Annotated in this window: 17 protein-coding genes and 1 pseudogene; 6 read left to right on the forward strand and 12 right to left on the reverse strand. The window is 43.2% G+C overall.

Translation table 11 applies throughout. From position 1 onward, the window contains the following. Positions 1 to 177: 177 nt before the first annotated feature. From V7L12_RS32030 to V7L12_RS32045, 4 genes are all read right to left on the reverse strand, one after another. Positions 178 to 1926: an NAD+ synthase gene (locus tag V7L12_RS32030; RefSeq protein WP_335090652.1), complete on the reverse strand. Its 1749-nt coding sequence runs from the start codon at positions 1924 to 1926 to the stop codon at positions 178 to 180. A 105-nt stretch (positions 1927 to 2031) separates the two neighbouring features. Continuing rightward, a complete protein-coding gene (locus V7L12_RS32035) occupies positions 2032 to 2778 on the reverse strand; it encodes an NUDIX hydrolase (RefSeq protein ID WP_334816162.1) in 747 nt (248 codons plus the stop codon). Then, the gene (locus V7L12_RS32040) at positions 2739 to 3338 is read right to left on the reverse strand and encodes a nicotinate-nucleotide adenylyltransferase (protein ID WP_334816217.1); all 600 of its coding nucleotides are present in this window, start codon (positions 3336 to 3338) and stop codon (positions 2739 to 2741) included. Before V7L12_RS32040 ends, V7L12_RS32035 begins: the two co-directional genes overlap by 40 nt. 4 nt (positions 3339 to 3342) lie before the next feature. Beyond that, positions 3343 to 4788, reverse strand: a complete 1446-nt coding sequence (locus V7L12_RS32045; protein WP_335090595.1) for a nicotinate phosphoribosyltransferase — start codon at positions 4786 to 4788, stop codon at positions 3343 to 3345. 452 nt (positions 4789 to 5240) lie between these two features. Between V7L12_RS32045 and V7L12_RS32050 the strand changes: the two genes are divergently transcribed. Next, positions 5241 to 5393 carry a hypothetical protein gene (locus tag V7L12_RS32050; protein WP_334816158.1) on the forward strand — a complete coding sequence of 51 codons (153 nt, stop codon included), beginning with the start codon at positions 5241 to 5243 and terminating at the stop codon, positions 5391 to 5393. A gap of 452 nt (positions 5394 to 5845) precedes the next feature. Next, a complete protein-coding gene (locus V7L12_RS32055) occupies positions 5846 to 6532 on the forward strand; it encodes a hypothetical protein (protein ID WP_335090596.1) in 687 nt (228 codons plus the stop codon). A gap of 124 nt (positions 6533 to 6656) precedes the next feature. On the opposite strand, the gene V7L12_RS32060 is transcribed toward V7L12_RS32055, so the two are convergent. The 8 genes and pseudogenes from V7L12_RS32060 to V7L12_RS32090 all read right to left on the reverse strand — a co-directional run bounded on the left by V7L12_RS32060 (position 6657) and on the right by V7L12_RS32090 (position 15516). Continuing rightward, positions 6657 to 6908, reverse strand: a complete 252-nt coding sequence (locus V7L12_RS32060; RefSeq protein WP_335090597.1) for a BrnA antitoxin family protein — start codon at positions 6906 to 6908, stop codon at positions 6657 to 6659. After that, positions 6883 to 7155 carry a BrnT family toxin gene (locus V7L12_RS32065; RefSeq protein WP_335090599.1) on the reverse strand — a complete coding sequence of 91 codons (273 nt, stop codon included), beginning with the start codon at positions 7153 to 7155 and terminating at the stop codon, positions 6883 to 6885. The genes V7L12_RS32060 and V7L12_RS32065 overlap by 26 nt, the downstream gene beginning before the upstream one ends. Positions 7156 to 7244: 89 nt before the next feature. Continuing rightward, a complete protein-coding gene (locus tag V7L12_RS32070; RefSeq protein ID WP_335090601.1) occupies positions 7245 to 8780 on the reverse strand; it encodes a trehalase family glycosidase in 1536 nt (511 codons plus the stop codon). Between the two features lie 215 nt (positions 8781 to 8995). Next, complete coding sequence (treY, locus tag V7L12_RS32075) at positions 8996 to 11788, reverse strand: malto-oligosyltrehalose synthase (RefSeq protein WP_335090603.1); 2793 nt, start codon at positions 11786 to 11788, stop codon at positions 8996 to 8998. 142 nt (positions 11789 to 11930) lie between these two features. Further along, positions 11931 to 12215 (reverse strand): annotated as a pseudogene (locus V7L12_RS33445) (hypothetical protein); the annotation flags it as partial. Between the two features lie 61 nt (positions 12216 to 12276). Next, the gene (gene treZ / locus V7L12_RS32080; protein ID WP_335090605.1) at positions 12277 to 14124 is read right to left on the reverse strand and encodes a malto-oligosyltrehalose trehalohydrolase; all 1848 of its coding nucleotides are present in this window, start codon (positions 14122 to 14124) and stop codon (positions 12277 to 12279) included. A gap of 252 nt (positions 14125 to 14376) precedes the next feature. After that, a complete protein-coding gene (locus tag V7L12_RS32085) occupies positions 14377 to 14784 on the reverse strand; it encodes a thiol-disulfide oxidoreductase DCC family protein (RefSeq protein WP_335090607.1) in 408 nt (135 codons plus the stop codon). A gap of 126 nt (positions 14785 to 14910) precedes the next feature. After that, positions 14911 to 15516, reverse strand: a complete 606-nt coding sequence (locus V7L12_RS32090) for a Uma2 family endonuclease (RefSeq protein WP_335090608.1) — start codon at positions 15514 to 15516, stop codon at positions 14911 to 14913. Between the two features lie 75 nt (positions 15517 to 15591). Here V7L12_RS32090 and V7L12_RS32095 point away from each other — a divergent pair, with 75 nt between their 5' ends. The 4 genes from V7L12_RS32095 to V7L12_RS32110 all read left to right on the forward strand — a co-directional run bounded on the left by V7L12_RS32095 (position 15592) and on the right by V7L12_RS32110 (position 18866). Beyond that, the gene (locus V7L12_RS32095; RefSeq protein WP_335090610.1) at positions 15592 to 15927 is read left to right on the forward strand and encodes a hypothetical protein; all 336 of its coding nucleotides are present in this window, start codon (positions 15592 to 15594) and stop codon (positions 15925 to 15927) included. 25 nt (positions 15928 to 15952) lie between these two features. Continuing rightward, a complete protein-coding gene (locus tag V7L12_RS32100; protein WP_335090612.1) occupies positions 15953 to 17002 on the forward strand; it encodes an aldo/keto reductase in 1050 nt (349 codons plus the stop codon). Between the two features lie 115 nt (positions 17003 to 17117). Then, the gene (gene dps / locus V7L12_RS32105) at positions 17118 to 17690 is read left to right on the forward strand and encodes a DNA starvation/stationary phase protection protein Dps (RefSeq protein ID WP_335090614.1); all 573 of its coding nucleotides are present in this window, start codon (positions 17118 to 17120) and stop codon (positions 17688 to 17690) included. A gap of 459 nt (positions 17691 to 18149) precedes the next feature. Continuing rightward, complete coding sequence (locus tag V7L12_RS32110) at positions 18150 to 18866, forward strand: pirin family protein (protein ID WP_335090615.1); 717 nt, start codon at positions 18150 to 18152, stop codon at positions 18864 to 18866. The last annotated feature ends 206 nt before the right edge of the window (positions 18867 to 19072 follow it).

Below are 19072 nucleotides of genomic sequence, written 5' to 3' on the forward strand. Positions count from 1 at the left end.
CGAATCCGCAAAAAACTCGATCAGTTTGATTGTTTACGAGATGCGATTGAGGATGTCTTGCGTTTGGTGTCCTAACCGCCTTGGCGGTTGCTATACTAAGCAAAACCTGTCCCTTTCCGATGCGGAGAGGGACAGGTTTGAACAAAAATTCAAGGTAGGAAGAGGTTTGATAACTAATTACTTGATTTGCTGATGTGCATCTTGTCCATCCCAACAGACTAAGGTAGGTGTAGCTATACTTTTAGTCTGGTAGGCGTTTTTAACACCAACCCAGTTACTAGCAATTGGCATTCGCCAACCGGTTCCAAAAGCGCGATCGGTGATTTTTAAGCCGGGGGGTGCTTGTCGCCGTTTAAATTCAGCCCGCGCCACCATTTGAATTACTCTGTCTACAATCACCGCATCGTGATCGGCTGCTACAATTTGCGCTGCTGATTGGTGGTTGTGAATCAGGCGTTGCAAAATATCGTCCAAAATTTCGTAAGGCGGTAGAGAGTCTTGATCTACTTGGCCTGGTTTGAGTTCGGCGCTGGGTGCTTTAGTCAAAACGTTTTGCGGAATAATTTCATTATGGCGATTTAACCAATGGCAAAGTGAATACACACGGGTTTTAGGAACATCTGCAATCACTGCTAACCCGCCATTCATATCGCCGTAGAGAGTACAGTAACCAACTGCCATTTCTGACTTGTTACCAGTAGATAAAAGCAAATAGCCAAATTTATTAGCGATCGCCATTAATAAATTACCGCGAATCCGAGATTGGATATTCTCTTCAGCCAGTCCAAACTCTGTACCCGCAAACAAATCATCTAATGTTTGATCGAAGCCTTGCATTAACTCGCCAATTGGTAAAAGATGAGTCTTAATCCCCAAATTTTCGGCTAATGCCACAGCATCACTGATAGAATGCTCGGAACTGTAAGGGGAAGGCATGAGAACGCCGAGGACATTTTCTTTACCAAGTGCAGCGCTGGCGATCGCAGCTACTATTGCAGAGTCAATCCCGCCACTTAAACCCAACACTACTTTAGAAAAGCGACACTTGTGGGCATAATCTCGCACTCCCAAAACCAACGCTTGCCAAATTTCTTCATCTTCCGATTCATACATCGGTTCTACAGAACCCAACTGCAAATCACGTTGCGCCTCGTCAAATTCTACTATTAATAAATCGGTGTCAAAACCACGGGCACGAGATATAATTTCACCTTGACGATTTAAGGCAAAACTACGCCCATCAAAAATTAGGTCATCATTTCCCCCAACCTGATTAGCGTAAATCATCGGTTGTTGAAAACGTACTGCACTATGCCTGAACATTATTTCGCGAAACTGCTGCTTGCCGACAGTGTAGGGCGAAGCAGACAAATTTACAGTCAAATCTACACCTAAAATTGCTAAGTCAGCAATCGGATTCACTGTATAACTACGTTTGCCCCAAAATTCCTCATCGTTCCATAAATCTTCGCAAATAGTTACGCCAATATGGATATCATCGAGAGTGAAATAATTAGCTTGCAAGCCTTCTTCAAAATAGCGGCGTTCATCAAAGACATCGTAAGTAGGCAAAAGTCGCTTGTGAAAAACTTGCTTAACCTTGCCATTCTCTAACAAAGCCATGCTGTTAAATAAGCTTTTACCACCACTAATATGTGCTTTAACATTCGGTTCAACAGTTCCTACCAACACAGCTAAATTTTGTGGTAAATCCTGAGCCAGGTTTTGTAAAGTCATGCCCATCGCTTCCACAAAACTAGGATTTAGTAATAAATCTCTTGGTGGATAGCCACACAAAGAAAGTTCTGGTGTCAACAACAAACGCGCACCGCTAGATGCTGCTCGTTGTGCCGCTTCCAGTATTTTTTGGGCATTTAAAAGCAAATCACCGATAGTAGGATTAATTTGAGCGATCGCAATTTTCATTTTGTTTGTCATTTTGTTTGTCATTTGTCATTTGTCATTGGTAAATGCTCAAATAACTTACTCTGGACTTGAGACTTTTAACTCTGGGCTTTGGGTAACAATTGATTAAATAAACACCAAAGGTTTATCTTTTAAGGGAGCAAAAGCTTCGGCGTCAAACTTATACAAGCTAGCCGGACGACCAGCACCCCGTGATACCTTAATTCCGGTATCGCATAAAAAACCTAACTTGAGTAGACGCGCTCGAAAATTAGAATAATCGGAAAAATTGTCACCTAAAACTGTGGCGTATAACTGATATAAATCATTCAAGGTGAACATTTCTGGCAAGACTTCAAAAGCCACTGGGCTGTACTCTAATTTATTTCGTAACCGCCGATGTCCATAAGCCAAAATTTCGTTATGGTCAAAAGCTAATTGCGGCACTTGTTTGACAGGATACCAAGCGATGCCAGTCATGCGATCGGCAATTAATTCGGCTTCTTCAAATCGCACTAAGGCAAAGTAACTAACTGATAAATAACGCACACCATAACTATCATTTGCTTCCCGTGGATCGCGATTCGGCCCGCCAAATGTATACAGTTGTTCTAAATAGAGATTGTTGACCTTAATTTTCTCTGCCATAATGCGATAGGCGGCATCTTCTAAAGACTCTCCTGGACGTACCAAAGTACCAGGAAGACTCCAATGATTTAAAAATGGTTCTTGCTGTCGCATTACTAGTAGAACTAACAGCCGATTTTGTACAGTATCTACAGAAAAAATTACATTATCAACACCAACCTTGAAATCGGCCAAAGGTTGTTGGTTTAACGGAGTTGGTATCTTTTTTTGTGAACGTCCTGGCATTCGTACAAATGCTCTTGATTAATATAGGCAACTACAGGGGCTGTGAGGGCTTGGGGATCTCCATGTTCGCGGTACGCTGTTGAGGAAACATCTAGACCGGTCAGACTAGCGATCGCAATCTTCCCTCCCAGCTTTTGCACTACCTCTGAACTAGACTCATCTATTGCATATCCCGGTCGCGGTACAATCAGTAGTTGCACTTCCTGTAACAAATCTTCAATGCGATACCAACGTGGTAGCTGACTCAGTAAATCTGAACCAATAATTAACGTCAATTCAGCATCCTCACCCCAAATAAGCTTCGCTTTTTCCACTGTTTCCAGTGTTCTGAAGCTACTTAATTCTTGTTCCAAAGCAATATTGTGCCGTGGCGCGTCTATATCCGCAATTAACAGTCGCAGCATTGCCGCCCGATGCTCTAAGGGTGTTTGATGGGACTTAAATGGATTATCCGCCGCCCAAACTGCTACCCAATCATAACGCTCAGACAACCAACTCAGAATTTTTTGATGACCAGCAGTTGGTGGATCGGCACTAGTACCAAACAAAGCAATTCTCATCATCTTACTTTGCGTCCTTTACGTCCTTGGCGGTAGCCAGCGGCTTGCCCCTGGCGCGTCTACGTTTCTTAGTCTCCTCTGTCAACTCTTGCAGTGCGGCAGAAATTTCCACTTGCACCGCGATAGGATGATCCAAACGCCGTGTCTGTTCTGGCAAACTGGCAACTGAGGCGGCGGTACGCTGACGAATTGTTGCCAACGACTCTAACGGCTGCACCCGTTCACCTTCTTGCACTACCAACTGCAACAAAGGTTCTTCTTCTTGAGGGATTTCACCTAAGAGTCCCAACCTGTCTGCTTTTACCTTATCTCCCGTAAACGAGCGAAAAATCTGCTTGCGTCCTGGATAAGTAACTTTACCACTAGACTGCTTCATCACTGGGATGCCATCAATGTCTACAAGTTTATAAACTCCATTGACAGGCGAACCTGTAACTAGTCGCGTTCCCAGTCCGTAACCATCAATCTCAGCCCCAGCAGCTTTTAATCTGGCAATTTCCCACTCGTCCAAGTCGCCACTAGCAAAAATTGGCACACCGGGAAGGAGCGATCGCACCTGTTTTGATAAGGTAACTAAATCTCCTGAGTCCAATCTCACTCCTGTTAATTTCATTTCCCCAGAATTTACTTTTTCGGCCAAGCGCTGGGCAGCAGCAATGGTATCGTAAGTATCAATCAGCAACGGCGCACCCGGAAAATATCGATGAAATGCACTAAAAGCTTGCTCTTCAGTGCCTTCTAGTGCTGACAATGCCATCACCAAGGCGTGTGCCATCGTACCACTTGGCTTTTGTCCCAGTTGTAGCGCTGCTAACACATTGGAAGTGGAATCTAACCCACCCGCCAAAGCTGCCCGTGCCGCCCACAAAGACCCTTGGGGACTAAATGCTCGTCTTGTCCCAAATTCTAAAAGTGTTGCTGATTCCCCTGCTACATCCCGCAACCGTGCTGCTTTTGTGGCAATCAAAGTCTGGTAATTAATCGTATTCAGCAGGTAAGTTTCCACTAGTTGTGCTTGCCAAAGGGGTGCTTCCACTCGCAACAGTGGTTGATTGGCAAATACAGCCGTCCCTTCCGGTACTGCCCAAACATCACCTGTAAACTTTCCCTCAGCTAAAAGTGACCAAAAGCGATCGCCTGCGTGAGCAAAAATTCCTGTTGCCTGTAATGCCGCAATTTGCGCGGAACTAAAGCGGAATTTGGCTAAATATTCCAATGCCTGCGTTAGCCCCATTGCAATTAAATAACCAAAACCCTCTGGCAATCGTCTGACAGACAATTCAAAGCTTGCCCGTCGTTGTTCTATACCTTCACCTGTGTAACAAGCTGCCATCGTCAACTGGTAAAGGTCGGTCAGCAAGCTGTAATCATCGGCAGAAAGGTTTAGTTCCTGGTTCTGCTGGCTTTGCTGTTTATATACATAGTCCAAATCTGGCATAAAAGTTGTCATGCAAGAGCTTCCTTACAAGATGCTTCTTTTATTATGGTAATATTTACCATAAATAATGTCAACTCTCAGCACGTGTATTTTCAGATATTCCTGTATAACAGTAGGTTTACAGATAAACTAATCCTAGCTTCATAGAATATTTAATATTTTTTAATAGTAAAAGTTAGCAATAATCTTGATCTGACAAAGCGGCTAATGAAAAGCAACAATATCCTGTCAGAGAAAGTTTGTTTGCCAGCCTCTTTTCCCAACTGGGGTTGGAGAAACAAGTATGTTACAATTAGAATCTAAAGGGAAAAGTTTGTTTTTCTGAAAAGCTAAAGTATTGCGAAGTTATCTGAAGAAATATTGCATATATTCTCAATATATTGAGAACTAGAGCCAGCTTTGAATATCAGTATTAGAGTATAAGTAGCACAATTAAAGCGACTCGAAAAAAGGAGTCCAATATTATGGCTATTTCCCAAATTATTGCAAACATAACCCAGTATATTTCTGAAGCTGCAATGCGGATTTTTGGCCCTACGGATGATGCTTATCCTACTATTGGCGTACAACCTTTTACAGGTGAGCCTTACGATAAGCGTACAGCCGATACTTGGTAAATTATTGAATAATGATAAGCATACTGAGACTAAAATATTTGTCCAGCAAGGCTTTGAGCGTAAAAAGGTTTCATTAATCAAACTGGAGTTCTAAGTAAGTAGGCGTGAATAATTAAAGGTTTAAGATTTATAGTAAGCGGCTCTAGCTCTGAAAATATGGCTGGAGCCGCTTACTACAAACCAATTTTATTAGTTTTACATTGCCTAACATAATTTAATTTATTTTTGCCCAGCTTTCCCGACGCAGGAAGGAGGAAAATTTCAAAGCCTCTTCCCTTTTAGGGGAGAGGTTTTCCAGACACTGTTAAAAGTCAGAGCAATTTTAAGTTGGCAAACTACTCAAAGCGATCGCATCTTATACCATTTCACTCAATGACAGATCGCCCAGCCGTAAAGATTTGTTGTACCGTTAGTTGCATTAATTTTATTTATTTTCATATTTAGAGGGAAAAATGAATAAGATTTCTTTTTGGAAAAGTTATTTTGCCTTGACTTTTAAATTTTTGGTACCGATAGCTCCTGCTGCACACTTGGTTACTTTACTTGGCCTGCTGCTCGGAGTACATCAAACGGCATCTGCTACGACGATTACGTTTGAGAAAGCATCTGTAGGGACACTATCAACCTATACTGAATCTGGTTTTACAACTTCGGTAGTTTCTGGGCCTTGGGTTGCAATTGACTCATACGGGAATCCGGCTCCCTTCATAGAGTTTACCAATGAGGCTGGTCAGAACCCGCTGGCTGCGACAATTGAAATTACAAACGATGACTCCACGTTTAAATTCAACTCGGTTGATCTTTACTCCAGCGTGACACCAATCCCTTATGTAATAACGGGATTGTTGAATTCAACGCCAGTATTTTCTTTTGAAGGTACGGTTCCAAACACTTTTGGTAATTTTCAAACTGTGGTCAACTCGAACTCGAATTACTTAATCGACAGCCTGACAATCTCTCTAACTAACCCGGCAGCACCGTGTTGCTCTAATCCTATGGGGCTTGATAATATTACTGTGACACCCATTTCCACTACTTCAGTTCCTGAGCCAAATAGTTCTCTATTTTTTTTACTGGCACTTCCAGTTGTCACTTGGCTTCGTCGAGCGACATCTGACTCCTCGCTCAACAATCCGTAATGAGTTCATAGCGATCGCACTCACGGTAATGGCTAATAAATTCATCAACGGTTATAATTTTTGGGGCTGATTTAACCATTGTGATTATTCCTCATGATTTGGGATAAGCCAGTAAGGTAAGGTGTTATAGCGATGAATTCTGCTCAATATAAGAGCGGAGAGCGGAGTTAATTAGAGATTCGTAGCCTTTTCCTTTGCTTTTAAACCAATCTAGAATATCTTGATCTAGTTGAATTAATGTAGCTTCTTGGCTAACAGGTTTTACCATTTTAGCTGTTTCCCAGAATTGCTGATCTAATTCAGGAATATCTGAAGTATCAATCGCTGTATCAGGGATATTTTCGAGTTCTTTAAGTCGATTGGGTGAGATACTCATAGTAGGTTCTCCTTTCTTTGGGGGTGGCTTTTCGGGCAGAGATTAATCGAATTTTGCCGTTTCTGTCTGTATGGACAACAGTAACAATTACAACACCTTGGATTGAGCCAATACTAATTTCTCGAATTTCTTCATAGTCGTACCGTTCATCAATTGAGGTGAAAACAACACCGTCAAATATTTCTGTAGCTTCTTCAAAACTAATTCCATGTTTCTGAATATTTTGTTGGTTTTTATTTTTATCCAATTCAAATTTAATTCAACTATACATAATTAATATAGAGTCAAGTGTAATAAATCAGATAAAGGCATGAGGAAAAACTCACGCCTTTTTATTTAAACTTTTTTATCAGCGATTGCTAAGAGTTCTAGAATCGCTCCATTTGTCCAGCCGAAACCAACTTCGTTAGAACTATACCCAAAGCAGATTTCGTCGGAAACATTGGCAGAACAGCGCTCAACATCATATTTCTCAACTAGGGTATTGTGACGCTCGAATTCTTTAACTACCATCGCTAAAAATTTGTTGGCAATACGATCGCCTTCTGCGTGAAACCCATAGCGGTGAAGTCCCTGGACGGCAATTAACGTCAATGGTGCCCAGCCAAAGGGTGCATCCCACTGGTTGCCGGTGACACGAGTACTAGTAAAAATTCCGCCTGGGGCTTCAAACAAAGAGAGATTTTTGACAACGCGTTTGGCTTGAGTTGGAGAAGCAATTCCCAACCAGAGAGGATAGAAGGTGGTAGCAAATTCGTAGCGGCGGCGTTTTCCACTCTGGAAGTGGTAGTCGAAATATAATCCTTGTTCTTCATCCCAGAGAAATTGATCGATGCGATCGCGGCGGATATCTGCACGACTACTCCATTTTTGTTGCAGTTGTTCGTTTCCCAGAATACCCTTAATTTGCGCCATGTCTTGTTCAACCTGATACAGCAAACTGTTGAGGCACACAGGAGCGTAGTGGAGGATATCAGCACTGAAAGGGCCAAATCGGTTGGTGATATCAAAACCAGACTCGCGCATGGTGCGATCGCTCTTGTAAAATAGGTTGGTCAGTTGGTCAGTTTCCTGGTTGTAATAAAGACTAACGTCATAATCCTCAACTTCAAAAGTTTTATAGTACTCCTTGACGCGATCGTAGTGGCTTTTCCCCTGCTCATCCCGCTCGGAGAACACAACTTCTGGCGCGGGGCCTTCCCCAAAGGCATAAAATCTAGATAAGCCGGTTGCAGCATTCAAATGGGGCGGAACTACCCAATAATAGTAAAACTGTTCTAAAAGCGGTACGATTGACTTTAACCACTCTTTATCCTGGGTGTGCTGGAATAATGCCAAAACCATCATGCTGAGGACAGGAGGCTGCGATCGCGACAGCATATAAGTCCGGTTGGAATTGAGGACGATGCCGTAATTCTGCACCTGGTACAGCAGTTGGTCTACTTGGCTTTGCGCTAGTTCTAATTCCCCATCGTGCAAAAGTCCCAGTAATATAAAGTAGCTGTCCCAGCCATACATTTCATTAAAACGACCACCTGGTACGACATAAGGCCCTGGTAGGTACAACAATCCGTGATCTTTAATCGCCTCCACTTCACTTGGCAAAGTGCGAATTTCCAGGCATTCCATATCCTTGGGAGATAGCGATCGCTCCAACACACTTCTAATCTTGGGAGAATCTTCTAAGGGGGAAATGTAGACAATCCAACAAGCATCTTTTTTGTGCTCTAGTTTGGTATCCCTTGCAGATTGTAATAAGTGTTCGTGCGATCGCGTTAAGGTTTTCCACGTTTTTTTGATGTGGAGGCGCACGGCATCAATCTGCGTGGTGGTAAGTGCTGGTGGAGTGTCCGTGTAAGCTGGAGTAGTCATAATTCATCTCAAAATTCAAAATGGGGCTGGAGAGACTAAGGACTAGTACCGCAAGGCGGAAGTCAAAAGTCAACGGTGAGCGAAGTCGAACCGTTGACTTTTGACTTCCCCAAAGGGGCTGACACAGCTAGATCAAGGAGCAAGAAAGCAAGGCAGAATTTTCCCCTCTGCCTCTTTTGCCCCTCTGCCCCTCTGCCTCTTTTACCCCATGCCCGTTAGTCACTGACTAACAGTGCAACTGGAAAATCGGCGAGGGCTGCTGCGATAGATAATGTTTCTGTAGCTTGTAGGGGTTGCTGAGTTAGGACGTTTTTCCAGGTTTGGGAAGTTCCAGAGGGTAATTGCAGATGCGTATCTTGCCAAACTGACTCGCCCAAGGGATTCTCTCCAGGCTGGATGAGGCTAGTTAAAAAGCGTGGCGCGATCGCGATCGCTGTTTGATTTCCCTCCCGCCGCGCAAAGGCGATAATGTGATTGGCGTAGGTTCCCTGAACTTCTAACGGCAGATAGTCGCCATCCTGGAATAATGAGACATAGTTTGTTCTAGCTTGGAGTAATTGAGCCGTTAAAAACAGTTTGATTCTGCCGTCTGTTTTGTCGTTCAGTAACTCCTGAATTAGTCCGAGAATGTCTGTTTTTGCCTGTTCGCGGATGGCGCTTAAGTAAGTACGTCGCTGTTCAAAATCCACGGGACGGCGATTGTCTGGATCGACTAGACTCAGTTCCCAAAGTTCCGTTCCCTGGTATAAGTCGGGTACGCCGGGTGCGGTAATCTTCAGTAGAGTTTGGGAAAGGGAATTAAATATCCCATAGTCTGCAATTCGCTGTTGAAAGGGACGAAAAGCTTCTAGAAATTCCCCGGAGATGGTAGGATCGAGTACTTTCCCAATAAAGGAAGTACAAGCTTCTTCATACCCGCTATCAGGTCGTAACCAGGCTGTATGCACCTTTGCTTCTCGTATTGCCTTTATTATATATTCCTTCACCCGTTCCACGAAGGATTCATGTTCGTGTTCTGCAAAAGGAAACGCCCCCACTAGGGTTTGGTAGAGAAAATACTCATCGTTGCGATCGGGGATAGCAAAGCCGTGACGATCGCTCCGATGTCCTCGATTAATAGCACTCCAAGTATTTACCTGCTGATCCCATTCATCGGGGATTTCTGAAAGGACATTCAATCTGGCCCGGACATCTTCGCCGCGTTTGGTGTCGTGGGTGGCGGTGGTGTTCATTGTGTGGGGCCAGGTTGCTTGGTGCTGTTTGTTAAAGGCATGAAATTTGCTTACTGGAATCCCAAAATGACCGGGATTTCCCCCGACTTCATTGAGCGACAGCAAGCGATTGTATACATATAATGTGGTGTCTTCTACGCCTTTGGCCATTAGCGGCCCACTGTATTGCTGCATTCGCAAGACAAAATATATCCACTGTTCGCGTTCTGTTTGAGTTAGAGAATTATCAAACTCTAGCAGCATTAACTTTTCAATAAAGGTCAGTTCGTTCTGCAACAGGGGCGTTTGTTCTTTGGCTTGGCTAATTACTTCTTGAATGGTAGCGCGATCGCTATCTCCAATTCCATCAGGGGTAATATAGGTACGGTAAATTGGGAACTGTGTTAAAACTTCGGCGATCGCTCTTTTCAAGCCATTCAGTGTAAAATCATTGCCATAGCGATATTTGCTGGAAATGTTCTTTAACAAAACAGCCAGATTGTCAATATCACCGGCTAAATTCTTTTCTAGTATCAGGTGCTTTTTATCTTTTACTACCGATGCATAAGCTGCTCTTGAACCAATAAAGTTCTGGTAAATTTTATCGAAGGATGATTCATTTTCAGTTTGACAAAATACGCCATTTACATAGTTAAGAAAGTCATATCCCGATGTTCCTTCAATTTCCCAGTTTTCCGGCAACTCTTCGGTGAGTTCTAAAATCTTCTCGACCGTAATGTAAACATCTCCTGTTTTTTCCCGCAGCCTCTCGATATACTGAATTGGATTATAAAGTCCATCAATATGATCGATCCGTAAACCGGTAAACTTGCCTTCCTCAACCAGCTTTTGAATCAAGCTGTGGGTATTATTAAAAACCCGCACTTCTTCAACTTTAACGGAAATCAATTCGTTGACAGTAAAGAAACGGCGGTAGTTCATTTCTTCTGCCCCAACCTTCCAGAAGGCGAGACGGTAAAATTGGTCATTGAGTAAATCATCTAGGAGGTTAAAGCTTTCTGAATTGCCCGGTTCTCCGTTGAAAGTTTGGATATTTTCGTCAATGAACTCGTGGATGGTATCGTTTGTGGTGTAGAGTTCCCAAACCAATCCTTTAATAAATGCGATTTGGTCTTGTCGCTGTTTACCCGCAACTTCTGAGGGCACATTTTTGAGAATGTAGAGAATCCCCAATAGCTTAATAAAATCGGGGTGATTGCGTCCCAGTGTGCGCGTGAGTTTACCTAAGTTCTGAGTGATAACTTTTGTGTAAGATTCTAACCGCAACGGCAGTTTTAAGTCGTAATAGTTGACAGTTAAACCGTTTTGTTCATATTGCAGTTGAATGTGTCCGTTTTCCAGGGATACACCGTAGAAATCTCCCAGTAGCGGCGCGAGAATTCGCTCTTGGCGATCGCCAAAGGGTGCATTCCAAGAAAGGTCGAAGTAGTCGGTATAGCTGGAATCTGGACCGTGTTCCAGTATGTCCATCAAGTAATCGTTTTCGCTACTATAGGCCATGTGGTTGGGCACTATATCTTGTAACCAGCCCATACCAAGGGATTGAACTTCATCAACTAATGCATCAAAGGATTCATTAGTTCCCAATTCTGGATTTAGTTGAGTGGCATCTACTATATCGTAGCCGTGGGTACTCCCGGATCGGGCTTTGAAAATCGGGGAAGCATATAAATCAGAAACGCCCAAATCTGCTAAATAAGCTGCGATCGCTTTAGCGTTGTCAAAGCCAAACTGAGGTGTAAACTGAATTCGATAAGTGGCGGTAGGAATTCGCATGAGTTTGTTCTAATGAGAGATGGGGCGATACGGTTTGGTTAACATCTTTGTCTCTCGAAGATCCCCCCAACCCCCCTTAAAAAGGGGGGCTTTTTCTGATCTTTACCCCCTTTTTAAGGGGGTCGCCGCAGGCGGGGGGATCTTATCTGAAATGTTTTGAGAGGTGAGGGAGTTTGAGCCTTTTTACTCGAACGTTGAGCCTTTTTGCTTGAACGTTAAGCCTTTTTACTCGGACGTTGAGCCTTTTTGCTCGAACGTTGAGCCTTTTTGCTCGAACGTTGAGCCTTTTTACTCGAACGTTGAGCCTTTTTGCTCGAACGTTGAGCCTTTTTACTCGAACCTTGAGCCTTTTTGCTCGAACATTGAGCCTTTTTACTCGGACGTTGAGCCTTTTTGCTCGAACGTTGAGCCTTTTTGCTCGAACATTGAGCCTTTTTGCTCGAACGTTGAGGTTATCAGGGTGAAACTTTAAGTTCTAACTCTCCCCCTCATCCTTTTTCATAGAGTACTAAACTAGTAGGTTGCAATTTCACTTCTTGGCTCACAGAAAGATGTTCAGGGGCCTCAGAACCATGCCCAGACCATGAGGTATCAGCCGAGTCTAACAATTTATTAGCATTTTGCTCAAACGGCAAAGTCACTGTCACCGCCGATGAATTGAAATTCATTACAAATATAACTTCACTCGATTCGCACCAACGACGCACGATCACCAAATCCTTCTCTTTATCGCTAGTCGCTTGGATGAAATTGCGGTCTTGATTCAAAAGGGCTGGATGCGTCTTACGTAAATTAATTAATTGGCGATACCAATTCCACAGAACTTTGTGCTTACCTTCATTGCGTAATTCCCAGTTGAGTTTAGACTTTAGGAAAGTTTCTGCTGATTCTGGATCTGGAGGATCGTCTGCAAAGTGAAATGCTTCAAATTCTTGTTTGCGTCCGGCTCGAACTAATTGAATTAAATCAGGATCGGAGTGACTGACAAAGTAAATGAAGGGTGCAGTTTCACCGTATTCCTCTCCCATGAACAACAGGGGTAAGTTGGGCGACAGCAGCACAGCGCCAGCAGCTAACTTTAATCCTTCAAAAGAGATGCGCTGGGTAAGGCGTTCTCCTTTCATTTGATTGCCGATTTGGTCGTGATTCTGAATGCAGACTGTAAACTGTGATAAAGGGCGATCGCGGCAAGATACACCATGAAATCGGTTGCGGTGTGGTGCGTACTTCCAATCGTAGATAAAAGTATCTTCATAAGCTTTTGCCAGATCAGCAACCTGCCCAAAATCTTGATAATATCCTTGGCGATCGCCTGTCAAAAGTGCGTGCAATGCATGGTGGAAATCATCACTCCACTGAGCATCGAGTCCATATCCACCCAATTCTGCTGGACGAATTAATTGCGGATTATTCATATCACTTTCGGCAACTAGATGGCGTTTCCATCTTTGCCCTTGTTGTGAGAAATGATGAACAGCTTCAGCTAATTCCCACAAAAAATGCTTCGCCCCCAAGTCGTAAATTGCTTGAACGGCATCCAACCGCAATGCATCAATGTGAAACTCACCCAACCAGTACAGCGCATTTTCGATAAAATAATTTCGCACACCCTGACTATGGGCATCGTCAAAATTCAGCGCTTCACCCCACGGCGTTTTATAGGTTTGAGTAAAGTAGGGCGCGAACTGACTCATATAGTTGCCTTCTGGGCCAAAGTGGTTATATACCACATCCAGCACAACGGCGATATCATTTTGGTGGCAAGCATTTACCAGTTGCTTGAGTTCAGCTGGACTACCATAGGAATTTTGCACAGCATAAGGGTAAACGCCATCATAACCCCAGTTGCGATATGCAAGAGTTGCCTCAATATGAGTGTCTCCCGGAACCTGGGAAATGGGCATGATTTCAATAGCGTTAATTCCCAGTTCCCTTAGCTCTGGTAAACGGGGAATGATCGCGGTGAAAGTTCCTTCCGGCGTGAATGTCCCAACGTGAACTTCATAGAAAATCATCGACTCCAGAGGAACACCCGCCCATCCTTCATCTGTCCACTCAAAATCATGATCGATAATTTGCGACGGCCCATGCACCCCTTCCGGTTGATACTGCGACGCCGGATCGGCAAAGGTGTCTTGGCCATTCAAGACATACTGATAAAGCGTACCTGGATATACATCGTTGACTTTCGTGTGCCAGTATCCCTCAGACTGAGGCTTGAGGGGAATTAACTGCTGTTCTGGCGTCAAAATTTTTACCGTAACGCTGTCTAATAGCGGAGACCAAACTGTAAATTCACACTCTCCGTTACCCAAGTAGTTAGCACCAATTTTCACGCAGTATCCTCCCGTCAAACTCTTTGTTGTGCCGAATTGTGGCGCGATCGCAATGTCATTGATTGCACAATGTTTACAAACACGCCAGATAGCATAATGGTTAGTCTACCAGACTTTTTGCTAGCATCTGGAGGCGGATTTTTTACCAGAACAAATTCTGTCTAATGACAAATAAGGAGGCAGTAGGGATTTTGAAACTTACGCAGCTGGGTAAAGCTTCGTGTAGCTGCGGTTTCTAACAGCCTATTTAACTTAAGTTGACTTGCAGCTACCATCAACACAGTATGCCGATTGATATGTATTAGAACGTTTACCAAAGAGTGCATAGCGGTTATCGCGGATTTGTTCGTAAAAGCGATCACCTGCCCATTTCATCCCCGGCAATGCTCGATAAGCGTCTACAAATATACTTCCTGCTGGCAATAACCGCCCAATTTCTTCTACTGCATTACTACCTTGCCAACGTCTCTGAGGTAGATTGCCATCAATTAAAATCATCCCCTGTTCGCAATCTTGGGCTGAAATTCCCCACTGTAAAAGTGTTTGCTCATCTTGCATGGGACTGTAGCGAAACAGCTTTCCCTTGTCTAAAGTTTCTAGCAACTGCACTAGGGAAACGCAGAGATTACAATTCCCGTCGTAGATTACGTAGTAATTCATAAAAATAACAGCTCTTTGGCAATTGACTTGTCGGATGTGTCTAAACACAACTTTGGTATTCTAGCTTAGAAAACCGTAGCGATCGCTTTTGCCTCACCGAATCATCCCCAGCCCCCAATCCCCAGTTCAAATATGCATAATGTCGTCTAGCTTAAGTTGTAAATTTGGCAAGACATCAGAAGAAATAGTATCTCCTAAGCGATATTGTTGCTGCTGGTATACACCGTTAACTAACTGACAAACGGTGAATGTAGGTTGTTTGGGATTGCCGATAAATTGCAAACCACCCAAACCACGAAAGTCCACAATCCAATATTCTGGGATATTAAGAAAAGCGTATTCTTCCACAATTCTTGCATAATCGTCTTGCCAATTAGTACTTACAACCTCAGCAATAAGTTTAATTGTATTGCCGTTACAAATAATCGGTTCTTTTTGCCAGAGTGGTTCTTTACTAAGTTCTGCTTTATCTAAAACAATTACATCAGGACGCAGTGCTGTAGCTTCAGCCGCAGGTGGTTTAATCAGACTAGTTTTTGGAACTAGCCAGTTGAAATTAGAATTAAAAATTTCAACATAGATTCTACCAGCAATACTACCTGCAACAGCTTCGTGTGGCCCTGTAGGTTCCATGTCTCTTATTTGTCCGTCGATTAATTCGTAACGTGTATTATCACCATATTGAGCGATAAATTCCTCAAAGGTAAGTAGTTTGGGTGAAGTGTAGGTCATTATGTCTTGTTTTGACTGAACGTAGGCTTATTGTAGCGACTGCCATTGCAAAGTACAGGAAAGGTGGGTTAATTTTTGCAAGCAATCACATTCACAAGGCGGCCGTCGCATTCACAATGTAAGCGATCGCATTTACAAGGCGGCCGTCGCATTCACAATGTAAGCGATCGCATTTACAAGGCGGCGATCGCATTCACAATGCAAGTCATCGCATTCACAATGCAAGTCGTCGCATTCACAATGCAAGTCGTCGCATTCACAATGCAAGTCGTCGCATTCACAATGCAAGTCGTCGCATTTACAAGGCGGCGGCCGCATTTAAATAGCACGACAATACAAATACTAAAAGGCTTCTCCTCAAATATCCCCTCGATTTCCAGTTATCATGCCTTTGGAATAGTATTTGCTTAGTTTTTTCATTAATCAGAAAATATTCATGAAATATAAACTTTTGGGCAAAAGCGGCTTAAGAGTATCTGAACTCTCCTTGGGAACCATGACCTTTGGTGAAGATTGGGGTTGGGGTGCATCTGTTGACGAAAGTCGGAAAATTTTTGATAGCTATGTAGAAGCGGGGGGAAATTTCATTGACACCGCCAACGGTTATACCGATGGTAGCAGTGAAAAAATTGTTGGTGAGTTAATTGCTAAAGAACGGGAAAGCTTTGTAGTTGCGACAAAATATTCCTTTCCGTTACAGATGAATGGCAAGAAGGGCGACCCGAACGCCAGTGGAAACCATCGCAAGAATTTAATTCAATCTTTGGAAGGTAGTCTCAAACGGCTAAATACTGATTACATTGATTTATTCTGGTTGCACGCTTGGGATTTTACAACACCGATTGAAGAAGTCTTGCGATCGCTTGATGATGTAGTCCGTCAAGGTAAAGTGCTTTACATCGGTATTTCTGACACACCCGCTTGGATTGTTTCCCAAGCAAATACCATCGCCCATTATCAAGGATGGACGCAGTTTGTTGCTCTGCAAATTGAGTATAGTTTGATTCAGCGAACACCAGAGCGGGACTTGATCCCGATGGCAAAAGCTTTGGATTTGGCACTAACGCCGTGGTCGCCCTTGGGTGGTGGAGTGCTGACAGGAAAGTATAACAAACCCAGTCAAGAAGGCGGCGAACAAGGGCGAGTAGCGAGTTTAGGGGGAGAAGTTTCTCAAAAGAATTTAGCGATCGCGCAAGTTGTCAGTGAAGTTGCGGCAGAAATTGGCCATACACCTTCACAGGTAGCATTAGCTTGGTTACGCGCTCAAACTGGTGTGATTATTCCGATCGTTGGGGCACGTAAATTAACTCAGTTTAAAGATAACTTAGCTTCTTTAGATGTCAGCCTCTCGCCAGAACATTTGCAACGCTTAGATGAAGTCAGTCAAATTGAACTGGGTTTTCCCCATGACTTTTTGCACAGTGATATGATTCGCGATCGCCTTTTTGGTGGTACATTCAATACCATAGAAAACCATCGTATTTGACCAAGAGTCATAAGCAGTAACACATTCAGCCATTAATATAATCTGTCGTCAGAGAGTTTCGCCTAGCCAACCAAAATCTGTAAAGTTAGATGCAAAAGGCATTAACGTAAGAAGCATGAGCGACGACACCATTTCATCACGTCTGTACCCTACCCGCATTGACATTCCTGCTGAAGCACGAGTGCAAATCGTGGTACTTCTCAACCAAACCTTGGCAGCTACTTCGGATTTGAAAACCCAAGCAAAGCAAGCGCACTGGAATGTAAAAGGAACTGACTTCTACCAGTTACACCTATTATTTGATGAACTTGCTGGGGAATTGGAAGAGTACATCGATATGATAGCTGAACGCGTCACAGCTTTAGGCGGATACGCTTTCGGAACAGTTCGCGCCGCAGCTAGTAATTCCATCCTGCCAGAATATCCTTTAGATATTTTGGATGGTAAAGACCATGTGACAGCCTTGGCAGATCGCTATGCATCCTATGGTAAACATCTCCGGCAAGCGATCGATAAAACTGATGAATTAGGCGACCTCGATACTGCTGACCTTTACACCGAAATTTCTCGCACCATTGACAAACGACTCTGGTTCTTAGAAGCTCATCTGCAAGTAGCAGAAATTAAGGCAGAGAATGGCAAAGCGGGTATTACTCAAACTCAAAAGATACCTGCTAGTGTAAATTAAGCACTTCTGAGAAACATTTGATTTAGTAGTAGTAGGGTGCGTTAGGCTAAAGCCTAACGCACTTTTTTATATAGCGCTGCGTTAGGCGCTTTAATCATATTTTTTGTAACAAACTATATCAAAATATGCGCCGAACACACCCTACTAGCGTGACTTATTGAATAAATATAAAATTTTATTGTCCGATGATTTAAATGAAAATCTCACAGTATCTTTTTAGTAAGTACCCCACTTTTAAGTGCGTACTTTTCATTTTATATGTGTATGTTTTATTATTTAAATAGTTCAAAAGTAATTCGGAATTCGTAATCAGCTACGCCCCACTATGCTAAACAAATTCGTAATACTTACCAAAGGCAAGAAGCAAGCTACGTAATACTTCGGCTACGCTCAGTACAAGTTCGTAATTAAATACTTAATTTTTTGACACTCAAAACTAATTAACAGCGAGGTAAATCTATGTCTCAAAAGACAATTAGCCACCTAATTCATGATAGAAACGCCCGTGGTCACGCTAAAATGGGCTGGCTCGATAGTTATCACACATTTTCCTTCGGTAGTTTTTACGATCCCAACCGCATGGGATTTCGCTCTCTGCGGGTAATTAACGACGATCGCATCGCCCCTGGTGCTGGATTCCCTACCCACAGCCATCGTGACATGGAAATCCTCACTTATGTCTTAGAAGGTGCTGTAGAGCATAAAGACAGCTTGGGTACTGGTTCGGTGATTCGCCCTGGTGATGCCCAAATTATGAGTGCTGGAACTGGAATCAGCCACAGTGAATTTAATCCCTCACCAACAGAACCACTACACTTGCTACAAATCTGGATTCTTCCCGATCGAGAAGGTTTAGCACCAAGATATGAACAAAAAGCTTTTCCTCTAGAAGAAAAGCGTGGCAAACTTCGCTTAATCGCTGCTAAAGATGGGCGCGATGGTGCTGTGACAATTTACCAAGATGTTGATTTATACACATCTGTTTTAGAGTCAGGTGATGTTGTTAATTATCAAGTCAAACCCGGTCGTTATGCCTGGTTACAAGTAGCGCAAGGTATAGTCAACTTAAATGGTGAAGAACTCAGAGCCGGTGATGGTGTACAAATCAACGGCGAAGAACAGCTAGAAATTAGCACCAGCATAGGCGGCGAAATCTTGCTTTTCGATTTAGGCTAATATCTCCTTTCTCTGGTAAAAGGCTCATCTAAATGAGCCTTTTACTCAGAATATTACGTTTACTAATCAAGTATGTTTGCAGCTTCCGTGAAGGCAAATAAAATCACTGGAAATGCTAGCAGAATGTCTCAGAGCGCTTAGTGCAGATCCAGATTCTTTGGTTTAGGATGTGCTTTGGGGTGAATTATGGCGATCGCAATCTCCGA

The organism is Nostoc sp., from assembly GCF_036918245.1.
In the GTDB taxonomy this organism is placed as follows: domain Bacteria; phylum Cyanobacteriota; class Cyanobacteriia; order Cyanobacteriales; family Nostocaceae; genus Nostoc.